The following is a 10,995-nucleotide window of genomic DNA, read 5'->3' as shown; positions in this document are numbered from 1 at the left end:
TATGGTGATGTGCCATTGGTCAGCTGCCAGACGTTAACGGCTTTGAAGTCTGCGAATACTGATGGCATGTCTATGTTGACCCTAACCGTAGATAATCCTTTTGGTCTCGGTCGTATCAAACGCGATAAAGACGGCAATATCGAAGCTATCGTCGAGCAAAAAGATGCCAGCACCGATGAGCAGAGCATTCAAGAGATTAATAGCGGCATTTACTGCGTTGATAATGCTTTATTACATAAATACCTGCCAAAGCTATCTAATGACAATGCGCAGCAAGAATACTACCTAACGGATATCGTCAAAATGGCGGTCGCTGAAGGCATTAATATTGTCGCGATTGAGCCTGAGCATACCTTTGAGATTGAAGGCGTCAATAACCGCCAACAGCTCGCTAGCTTAGAGCGCACGTGGCAAGGCAAATTAGTTGCAGACCTGCAAGAAGCCGGTGTACAGTTCGCTGATCCAAGTCGCGTTGATATTCGCGGTACCTTGACTGCGGGTCAAGACGTGTTTGTCGATGTGGGTGTGGTATTCGAGGGTGATTGTGTCTTAGGTGACAATGTTTATATCGAAGCGGGCTGTGTCATCAAAAACGCCCACATTGGTAATGCCTGCCACATAAAACCTTATTGCGTGATTGATCGCGCTGAGATTGGGGCAGGTGTTGATGTCGGTCCTTTCGCCCATTTGCGTCCTGAAACCGTACTGTCTGATAACAGTAAAGTCGGTAATTTCGTCGAGATTAAAAAATCAACAGTCGGTCATGGTAGCAAGGTTAATCACTTGAGTTATATCGGTGATGCGACCATTGGTACAGATGTCAATGTCGGTGCAGGCGTCATTACTTGTAATTATGATGGTGTCAATAAATCACAAACCATTATTGAAGACAATGCCTTCATTGGCTCGAATTCAAGTTTAGTGGCACCTGTGACTATTGGTAATACCGCTACGGTTGCCGCAGGTTCAGTGATTACTAAAGACGTCGACAGTAAAGCATTAGCCTTTGGACGGGCACGACAAACTCAGAAAAACGACTTTCAGCGTCCGACCAAAAAGTCAAAATAGCAATGGTCAATCACCAGCATTTTGACTAATGTCTATTGAAGTAATACTAAGCAGCATGACAATTTTTGTGATGCTGCTTCCTTATATTTATAACGTCAAAATTGTTAGTATAAAAGCTCTGCCAGTATGAACTTCTATTATTTATTGACTGAACATTATCGCCTCTCAAAGTATTTGAGCGGTTAAGCATTGAAACATTGAAGCTTTTAAAAATCAAAACACGAAACATCGAATTTAAGGAATAGTTATGTGTGGAATCGTTGGAGCAGTCGCTGAGCGTAATATCGCTAATATCTTACTTGAGGGTCTTAAGCGTCTAGAATACCGTGGTTATGATTCTGCCGGTCTAACCGTCATTCGTGATGGCGAACTCCATCGCGAGCGCCAAGTGGGTAAAGTTCAAGCATTGGTCGATGCTGTGGCAGTTAATCCTGAATTTTTCGATGGTCACATTGGTATTGCGCATACACGTTGGGCAACCCATGGCGAGCCGGCACAGCGTAATGCCCATCCGCACGTATCAGGCAAGATTGCTGTGGTACATAACGGTATCGTTGAAAACTATGCCGAATTAAAAGAAGAATTGATTGCTAAAGGTTACGTATTTACGTCGCAGACCGATACCGAAGTCGTCGCTCATCTAATCAATGATATCTACAAAACCACACCTGATTTACTAGAGGCGGTTCGTGCCGTTATTCCGTTATTACATGGCGCATTTGCCCTTGGTATTCTACATATCGACTGCCCAGAAGAGTTGATTACTGTTCGTTTGGGCTCTCCACTAGTGATTGGTGTGGGTATCGGTGAGAATTTTATTGCTTCTGATCAATTAGCCTTACTACCGGTCACCAATCGATTTATGTATCTAGAAGAAGGTGATATCGCCAAATTGACGCGCAGTAGCATTCAGGTTTATGCCGATGGTGTTGAAGTAAAACGTCAGATACATGAAATTGATGCGGCACAGCACAATGCGGATAAAGGCGAGTTTAAGCATTATATGCTCAAAGAAATCTATGAGCAGCCAGACGCGGTCGCCCGTACTGTTGAGATGGCTGTAGATAGCGATGAGCCGTCTAAACTGCGTGATGATTTTTTACAGCGTCATGAAGCGCAATTAAAAGGCATTAAGCATGTCCAAGTCATCGCTTGTGGTACCAGTTACCACTCAGGCTTGGTCGCAAAATATTGGTTTGAGAGCCTTATTCGTGTGCCTTGTTCCGTTGAAGTCGCTAGTGAATTTCGCTATCGCAATCCTGTCGTCATCGACAACACACTCGTCATTTGTATTTCTCAATCTGGCGAAACGGCAGACACGTTATCGGCGCTACGTGATATTCAAAAGCACACGCCAGCAGGTCTAGTTAGCTTAGCATTATGTAACGTACCGACATCGTCTTTGGTACGTGAGACGGATATCTTTTTACCAACGCTTGCCGGTCCCGAGATTGGTGTTGCTTCTACCAAAGCATTCACCACTCAGCTCGCCGCTTTAATGCTATTGGTCTTAAAAGTGGGTGTCGTTCAGGAGCGCATGACTGGCGAAAACCTGAGTACCTTGCTTGGTCAATTACAAGAGCTACGTGGTCAACTACATGCCAGCTTAAACCTCGATGCGCCTATCAAAGCCATGAGTGAGCATTTTGAGTATAAAAAGAGCTGCCTGTTCTTAGGTCGTGGTTTGCAGTTTCCAATAGCGCTAGAAGGCGCGTTAAAGCTGAAAGAAATCTCTTATATCCATGCTGAAGGCTATGCCGCAGGCGAGCTGAAACACGGTCCATTGGCCTTGGTCGATAAAGACATGCCCATCGTCGTACTAGCGCCAAAAGACAGCATGTTTGATAAGCTGAAAGCCAATATGCAAGAGGTACACGCGCGTCATGGTGAGCTGTTCGTTTTTGCCAGCGAATCTAGTCAAATGGTCGCAGAAGACAGATTACATGTGGTCTATGTGCCCGATGTTTGTGAAACGCTTGCCCCTATCGTCTACAGCGTACCCGTACAGCTATTGTCATATCATGTCGCCGTAATGCGCGGTACTGATGTCGATCAGCCACGTAACCTCGCAAAATCAGTGACTGTTGAGTAATATAAGCATTTGATTTTATTATCAATAAATTTATTTTTGCACCGAGTCCTTCGCTATCTGGTACGAATAAGATAGCGAAGGATTTTTTTGTGAATAACGAATAGAAAAATGTCAGTAATTTATATAATTCAATCACTTATATAATTACTGTATCTACAGTATGGACAATGAGAACATGGATATCGAAAGCGGCACCGCCAATCAAATCACTAATCAAATAGAAATAATCTATGAAGATGAATTTCTGGTGGCAATTAATAAAGAGGCTGGTCTATTGGTGCATCGCAGTTGGCTGGATAAAGGCGAGACGCGCTTTGCCATGCAGCTCACCCGTGATGCAGTAGGTTGTCATGTATTTCCGGTGCATAGGTTAGACAAGCCCACATCGGGCGTATTATTGTTTGCCAAGAGCTCAGCCGTGGCGCGCAGCCTTGGCGAGGCTTTTACTGAACACAAAGTTACCAAGCAGTATTTAGCCGTGGTGCGCGGCTATATGTCAGAACAAGGCACCGTTGATTATGCGTTGAGCTTTCAACCCGATGCCATCGCCGATAAGTTTGCTGATTTGGACAAACCCGCTCAAGAGGCGGTGACCCATTGGCAAAGTTTGGCACAAATCGAGCTACCATTTGCCGTATCAAAAAAGCATGACACGAGCCGCTATAGTCTTGTGCGCTTGACACCCGAGACTGGGCGTAAGCATCAGCTGCGTCGGCACATGCGACATGTATTCCATCATATCGTGGGTGATACCAGCCACGGTGATATACGGCACACACGATTTTTTCGTACTCACTATGATTGTACGCGCATGCTGCTGCATGCTCAGACTTTAGCGCTCAGCCATCCTGTCACTGGTGAGCCGTTATTGCTAAAAGCTAAATTAGACGACCAATGGATGCGTATCTTAGAAGAGTTTTCTTGGGTAGACAGCGCTAAAGATTAAACAGTGTAGGTTTTATCTTAGATAGTCATATCAAAGAAGTCGACATACTGATGCTAGATACGAAGGTTCGGTATCCTAGTGAGGACTTGAACTTTCGGCTATGAGCTTTTGGATTTTTATTTTTATTTACCGTAAGCGCTGTTATAGGAATAAGAACAGCTAACATCATATTGGCTGGCGCTTTCTTCCCAGTTTCATTTTTATATTCGCTAGCACCAACCCCGACAATATCAATATCATTGCCAGCATCTTCCACCATGTCACGACCTCTCCTGTAAGCAGCACTGAGGTTGTCATACCGAATACTGGCACCAATAGAGCAAACGGCATAACCTTAGAAGCGGTATTTTGACTAAGCAGATGCGCCCACAGTCCAAAGCCTATCAGCGTTGAGACATACACGATAAACCCAAGTGATAACCAAGACTTAAGCGATGCCTCGGTAAACGTCGCCAGCTGCCATGCCTCGGTCTCAAATATGAGAGAAGATAGCGTTAAAATCACGCAAGCGATCAGACCACCCCAAACCACGAGAGCGAGAGCAGACAACGCGGATGCCTTATTACTTCCAGTATTAGACGGAATAATAGCCCCGTCTGATCCTTGCTGCGTCGCTTGTGTTGACGCCTGTTTTGAAGCAATGTTACCAAAGCTCCAACCTATGGCCGCAATCAAGATACAGACAAACCCAGCCAGAGGCATATCACCACCAAGGTTCAACGCGATGACGCTAAGCCCTAGCACACCGACCAGCATACCGATGATTTGCATGCGACTCACTGCCTCACCCAGTATAAAATACGCCAACAATACGGTAATAAAAATTTGAATTTGTAGCAATAGTGCCGTCAATCCTGCTGATGCCCCTAAGTGCATGGCAGTGAATACAAAAGCATACTGCATGACAAACGTACCGATAGCATAGATAAGTAATGTACGGTTAAATTTGGGCGGCTTCAGAAAGAAAACCAGTGGCACAGCGGTAAAGAAGAAACGCAGGGCGGTGAGCATTAGCGGTGGAAAGCTTTCAAGTCCCCATGCAATAAAGGTAAAGTTCACACCCCAAATAAAAGTAACCAGTACAGCCAATGCAGTGTATATAGGAGTCATATCGTTGGCCTAAGAAATTATGGCTGGTTATTATATTTAAAAAAATTTTATGACAATCTCGTATTAACCATAGGAGGCTTTTAGAGAGTGAGTAATACACTTACAAACAATAGAACGGCAATGAGCATTAATGCTGCACCGCCTATTTTTGTAATTAACTATAGGTTATCTTGAGCTTTCCATAGATACCGGCTGGCTAAAGCAAATGCTTCTGCGTAGCAAAAATGGATCAGTAAAACCAATAGGCAAAAAGCTGAAGCTAAAATGAGAAATTGAGAAAGATAGGTTTGCTCAGTATCGATAAATTGCGGAAATACAGCCATAAAAAATAAGATAGGTTTTGGGTTAGAAAGAGAGGTTAGCAAACCCTCTTTGAATAACCTACCAGCACTTGTACTACTCACATCTAACGTGTTGTCAGACTCTAGGACAAATGATTTTCTTTTTCCAAAGGCCATTTTAAAACCCAAGTAGAATATATATTGCGCCCACTAATTGAATGGCCAAGAACATTTTCTTTGATGTTGCAATCACTAGTCCAATACTAGTAGCTGAGACAATAGCCGCGCCTAGCATTCCTAGAGAGATACCTAAGATGCCATAAGCTATTTTTTTCGACCATGCGTCAGGGGGTTTGTAATACTTAGAATGACATCAGGACTTGGGCTAGCAATAGTGGCAGAGGCGATAAGAACGTATAAGGCAATATTACTCATTAAACACGACTACCAGAGTAAGCTTTTGTTGGCATTCTAGCATTTAATTTATATGTCAAACCATGCTTATTTTAGAAAGGACAGTCATTCTGAAAAACAAAAATACGTATACCCAACAGAACCTAGATACTTCACCCTTTAGACCCATTAATAGACCACTTAAAGCAGACTGATATAAGAGCACCACTCAAAATAAACTTTTGCACGATCTAAACGTTGCAGTTTAAACGCGCCAATATAAAGACTTAAACAAATCCCTTATACAGGAAATAGCACCCCACAACCGTTAATAACACCGCAAAGCATTTCTTTAAAAGCTCTGGTGATAGTATATGAGCAACTTTCGCGCCTAGCTTGGCGGTAAAAAAGCTCATGATACTGATCCCTAAAAAGGCATAAATGTGCACAAAGCCAATGGTGTTAGGCACATCAATTCGTTGCTGCATCCCAAAGAACATAAAACCTAATGCTCCAGCAATGGCAATCGGCAGACCACAAGCTGCTGAGGTGCCAACGGCTTTTTGCATGACCACACCATAACGCGTGAGATAAGGCACAGTTAAGCTACCGCCGCCAATACCGAAAATAGCAGAAGCGATACCGATAACCCCACCTGCTGCTAATTGCTTAGGTTTTGAAGGCAGTTGTGTATTAGCATCATCGGCACTACTAGAATTGCTAGCATGATTAGCAACCTGTTTTTTGCCACCGAAAAACATCTTGTAGGCGACCCACAGCAAAAACACGCCAACGATGAGCTGAAGATACAACCCTGATATCTGTCCTGCAATCCCTGCCCCTAAAAAGCAACCAATCGCTAAGCCTGGTGCCAGATTTTTGAAGACAGGCCACATGACTGCGCCTTTCTTATTATGTGCCATGAGCGAGCTGATAGAGGTGACAATGATGGTCGCCAATGACGTCCCCAATGCCAAATGCATGATATTGTCAGGGCTGTAACCCATTTGCGTAAAGACGATGAATAATAATGGCACGATAATTGTGCCACCGCCCACACCAAATAGCCCCGCAGCAAATCCTGCTAGCGCACCTATGATTAAAAAAATGATTAATTCCACGGGATATTTACTTCTTATGTAGAGTTAGTACGATGGTTATTTTAGTTCAGTGACAATCAATCAGTTAAAAAGCCAACTTAGGCGATTTCTGCTTGATCCACTTGACCAACCCGAGAATAGGCACGATTGAAATACACCAAACTTTCCTCTTGCTCACTTTGTCTAATAGCGACCACCCGGCACATGAAAACACTGTGCGTGCCCACTTGCTGAATGTCCTCAATCTCACAATCAAAACTGACCAACGCATCTTCTAAAACGGGAGCGCCTGTTTTGAGTGGTGACCAAGAGCCGTATTCAAATCGCTCTTGTGAACTCAATTTGGAGGCAAAAGCGTTAGATATTGATTCATGCTGTGCGCCTAAAACATTGACACTTAACGTTTTATTTTCAATAAAATGGGCATGTGAGCGAGACGTCTGATTCATGCAAACCAGCAAGGTTGGCGGTGTATCGGTGACGCTACACACCGCAGATGCGGTAAATCCATGAGTACCAGCGTTGCCTTCTGTGGTAATAACATTGACCGCTGTTGTTAACAAAGACATACCGTCTCTAAAATCGGTGGCTTCAATCATGACTTAACTCCTAAATTTTAAATCTTTAAGTTCATTGATAACTGAGGTCACTCATGAGTTTAAACAAGCTAGTATAGACGGGGTTAAAAACCCAACCTATAAAAGCTAAATCTTGCATCAGTTTATTCAATGAACCCTAAGCGGTCAGTTCTTGCCGCACGATTGCTGCGCCTGCACTTAACGCTTGCAGCTTACCTCGTGCCACTTGGCGCGATAGCGGTGCCATGCCGCAGTTAGTAGAAGGATACAGTTTATCCGCATCGACGAATTGCAATGCTTTGCGTAGCGTATTTGCCACTTCTTCAGGGGTCTCAATGGTATTGGTTGCCACATCAATGGCACCAATCATCACTTTTTTACCGCGGATCAATTCAATCAAATCCATCGGAACATGTGAGTTTTGACATTCTAAAGAGACAATATCAATATTCGACTGTTGCAATTTAGGGAATGCTTGCTCATATTGGCGCCACTCTGAACCCAATGTCTTTTTCCAATCAGTATTGGCTTTGATGCCATAACCGTAGCAGATATGCACCGCCGTTTCACACTTTAGACCTTCAATGGCACGCTCTAACGTGGCAATACCCCAGTCGTTGACGTCATCAAAGAACACATTAAATGCAGGCTCATCGAATTGGATAATATCCACCCCAGCCGCTTCTAACTCTCTCGCTTCTTGATTTAAGATTTTAGCAAATTCCCACGCCAATTTTTCACGGCTTTTATAATGACCATCATATAAGGTATCAATCATGGTCATCGGACCAGGCAGTGCCCATTTGATCGGCTGATCGGTTTGCGCACGTAAAAACTTAGCATCATCAACAAATACAGGCTTTTGACGGCTTACCGCGCCCACAACTGACGGCACACTGGCATCATAACGATTACGAATGCGCACGGTCTCGCGTTTCTCAAAATCGACGCCATCCAGATGTTCAATAAAGGTGGTCACAAAGTGCTGACGAGTTTGCTCGCCATCACTGACAATATCAATGCCTGCATGTACCTGTTCTTGCAATGTCAAACGTAGTGCGTCTTGTTTGGCTTCAAGCAGTTGCTCACCTTCTAATGCCCAAGGAGACCAAATTTTTTCAGGTTCTGCAAGCCAAGAAGGTTTCGGTAAACTGCCAGCCGTTGACGTCGGTAATAACTTTTGTGTCGGTAATAATATTGTCATACGATTCATCTTCTTATTTATTGGTATTTTAATTTTCGGCTACATTTATATTGGCTATGCTGCGGCTTTTTTTACGGCTTCTTTTTGAACAATGCTGCTTGTCACATCATAGCTTGCTGCCCACTCATTAAGAATGGTTTGGTATGGCTTGATGAACTGCTCTTCGGTGAACTTACCTTGTGTCACTGCCATCTGACTACGCTCTGCGCGATCATAGACGATTTGCGTTAGGGAATAATCTTGGTACTTCAAACTCGGTTGATACACTTGACCTGCCGTAGAGTTGGCATTGTAAATCTCAGGACGATAGATTTTTTGGAAAGTCTCCATGGTACTAATCGCACTGACCAGCTCAAGATCGGTATAATCGCTCAGCAAGTCACCCGCAAAATAAAACGCTAATGGCGCGGCGCTACCCGTAGGCATAAAGTAGCGAACCGTTAAGCCCATTTTGGAAAAGTACTCATCGGTTAGTGACCCTTTGTTCAAAGAGCAGCCATCTTGTTTGTATTCAACGCCCAATACAGGGTGCTGATTGGGCGTACGTTGATAGGTTTTACTGGTGGAAACACTCAAGCAAATCACAGGCTTCTTGGTGAAATTAGCTTGGTAAGCGTCTGAATTCAATAAATACTGAAACAGTTTGCCATGTAAGTCACCAAAATCTACTGGTGGCGCAGATGATGGATGTTTATCGAAATGGTCTAATAAGACGACGCTAAAGTCATAATCGCGCACATAAGATGAGAAACTATTACCAATCAAACCCTCAATACGGGTGTTCTCTTTATGATCCACAATCGTTGTTTGCAGCATCTCGATGATAGGGAAAGTATCGCCATTTCCTGCAACATCCATGTCGACAGAAATAATATCAACCTCAACAGAATAACGATCTGCGGTGGTATTATCCCAATGTGCCAAAGCATTAAAACGATTATTTATCATTCTTAACGTTTTGCTTAAGTTCTCTTGACGATGCTCGCCACGCGCCAAATTCGCAAAGTTCGTCGTGAGACGCGTGCTATTTGCAGGATGATAGTTTTCATCAAAACGAATGCGCTTAATTGCACAACTAAATTCTTTACTCATGATAATCCGCTACCCTAATCTACTCTCATTATTTGAGATAAAACCAAATTTGTGTATGAGGTGAATCATACCTAAACTATTACATGAATAAAAACGATACTATTTAAATATAAGATGAATATAATTCATTTTAATGGAGTTATGGTATGACATTAGATTGGATAGCGGAGACTTTACGACTTACTCGATAGCATCATTCAGCAAAAAATAAGCCTGTAGAAAAATGAGCTACGCTAAAGAAAGCATAAAGAAAATTTCGATAAACTAACTAACGAATCTAAGGATTCTCTCATTAAAAAAGTCGAAACTTATTTTCTAAGTCTCAGCCTTTTTTTTGATAATATAAATAGAAAATTACTTTCTATTGATTGTGTTAGCGCTTTGCAGCTTCAATCTGAATATTTAGCTGAACTTCTTTAGTAATACCCAATAATGTATATTTGCTGATGCCCCATTTCGTTCGATCAATGGTCGTTGTGAAATCCCCACCGCAAACTGGTTTTTTTAATATTGGATTTAGGTAGCAATTGAACTTGCTGGCCGTCAGCGTAATGGGATTAGTCTTGCCGTGTAGTGTCAACATGCCATCAACCTTGCTGACATTTGAGCCACTACCATCAGTCGTAAAATACCATTTGGTAGACTCAAATTGCGCCAGTGGAAACTGCTCAATATCGAAAAAATCTGCGCTTTTTAGCGTGATATCAAATGCTGCATTGCCTGTATTTAAGCTATTCAGAGGAATTACTAGCGAGATATTACCAGTCTTAACCGCTGGATCATAATCTAGCTGCCCAGTGATATTATAAAAGCCACCTGTGTTGGTAGAGGTATTAAAATGGTCAATAGCAAAGCGTACATTGGTATGAGTGGGGTCGATATCGTAAGTCCTCGCCTGACTGCTGGCGATACCTAACATGCTTATACTTAAGGCTAGTAGCGGCTTCCGCGAGGACAGTATGACTGTCGAGAGGGATATTTGATTCATAGTAACATTCCTTTGCTGTATAAATGATAGAGCCATCACATCCTTTGTGCTTGTGATTTTGCTCTTATAATTGCTCTCTTATATAATGACAACAAGCCCATACTTAATCAATAAGTATGGGCTTGTCTATTTTAGACATAGCA

The 10,995-nt window shown here is 42.9% G+C and carries 10 protein-coding genes; 3 read left to right on the top strand and 7 right to left on the bottom strand.

All coding sequences use genetic code 11. The annotated features are described in order from the left end of the window. The 3 genes from glmU to truC form a co-directional block, all read left to right on the top strand. Nucleotides 1-1,068: bifunctional UDP-N-acetylglucosamine diphosphorylase/glucosamine-1-phosphate N-acetyltransferase GlmU (gene glmU / locus B2575_RS11135; protein WP_296242066.1), on the top strand; the 1,068-nt coding region annotated here is incomplete at its 5' end. 247 nt (nt 1,069-1,315) lie between these two features. Next, complete coding sequence (gene glmS / locus B2575_RS11130; RefSeq protein ID WP_201502883.1) at nt 1,316-3,160, top strand: glutamine--fructose-6-phosphate transaminase (isomerizing); 1,845 nt, start codon at nt 1,316-1,318, stop codon at nt 3,158-3,160. 175 nt (nt 3,161-3,335) lie between these two features. Further along, nucleotides 3,336-4,106 (top strand): tRNA pseudouridine(65) synthase TruC, encoded by a 771-nt coding sequence (gene truC / locus B2575_RS11125; protein ID WP_296242063.1) that lies wholly within the window; start codon nt 3,336-3,338, stop codon nt 4,104-4,106. A 165-nt stretch (nt 4,107-4,271) separates the two neighbouring features. Here truC and B2575_RS11120 read toward each other — a convergent pair whose 3' ends face one another. The 7 genes from B2575_RS11120 to B2575_RS11090 form a co-directional block, all read right to left on the bottom strand. Further along, nucleotides 4,272-5,216: an EamA family transporter gene (locus tag B2575_RS11120; RefSeq protein ID WP_296242061.1), complete on the bottom strand. Its 945-nt coding sequence runs from the start codon at nt 5,214-5,216 to the stop codon at nt 4,272-4,274. Nucleotides 5,217-5,374: 158 nt separating this feature from the next. Next, nucleotides 5,375-5,695 carry a LysE family translocator gene (locus tag B2575_RS11115; protein ID WP_265089320.1) on the bottom strand — a complete coding sequence of 107 codons (321 nt, stop codon included), beginning with the start codon at nt 5,693-5,695 and terminating at the stop codon, nt 5,375-5,377. A gap of 482 nt (nt 5,696-6,177) precedes the next feature. Continuing rightward, a complete protein-coding gene (locus B2575_RS11110) occupies nt 6,178-7,011 on the bottom strand; it encodes a sulfite exporter TauE/SafE family protein (RefSeq protein ID WP_296242059.1) in 834 nt (277 codons plus the stop codon). A 77-nt stretch (nt 7,012-7,088) separates the two neighbouring features. Further along, nucleotides 7,089-7,589, bottom strand: a complete 501-nt coding sequence (locus tag B2575_RS11105; RefSeq protein ID WP_296242057.1) for a flavin reductase — start codon at nt 7,587-7,589, stop codon at nt 7,089-7,091. A 136-nt stretch (nt 7,590-7,725) separates the two neighbouring features. Next, nucleotides 7,726-8,772: a methionine synthase gene (locus B2575_RS11100; RefSeq protein WP_045445767.1), complete on the bottom strand. Its 1,047-nt coding sequence runs from the start codon at nt 8,770-8,772 to the stop codon at nt 7,726-7,728. 54 nt (nt 8,773-8,826) lie between these two features. Beyond that, entirely contained in the window at nt 8,827-9,864 is a 1,038-nt protein-coding gene (locus tag B2575_RS11095) for a DUF1852 domain-containing protein (protein WP_296242054.1), read from the bottom strand. Nucleotides 9,865-10,237: 373 nt separating this feature from the next. Further along, nucleotides 10,238-10,852 carry a YceI family protein gene (locus B2575_RS11090; protein ID WP_296242052.1) on the bottom strand — a complete coding sequence of 205 codons (615 nt, stop codon included), beginning with the start codon at nt 10,850-10,852 and terminating at the stop codon, nt 10,238-10,240. Nucleotides 10,853-10,995: the final 143 nt, after the last annotated feature.

Origin of the sequence: Psychrobacter sp. UBA6739, from assembly GCF_002453835.1 — a bacterium.
In the GTDB taxonomy this organism is placed as follows: Bacteria; Pseudomonadota; Gammaproteobacteria; order Pseudomonadales; family Moraxellaceae; genus Psychrobacter; species Psychrobacter immobilis_A.
Note: the sequence above shows the minus strand (reverse complement) of the source record. Positions and strands in the feature narration are given on the sequence as shown.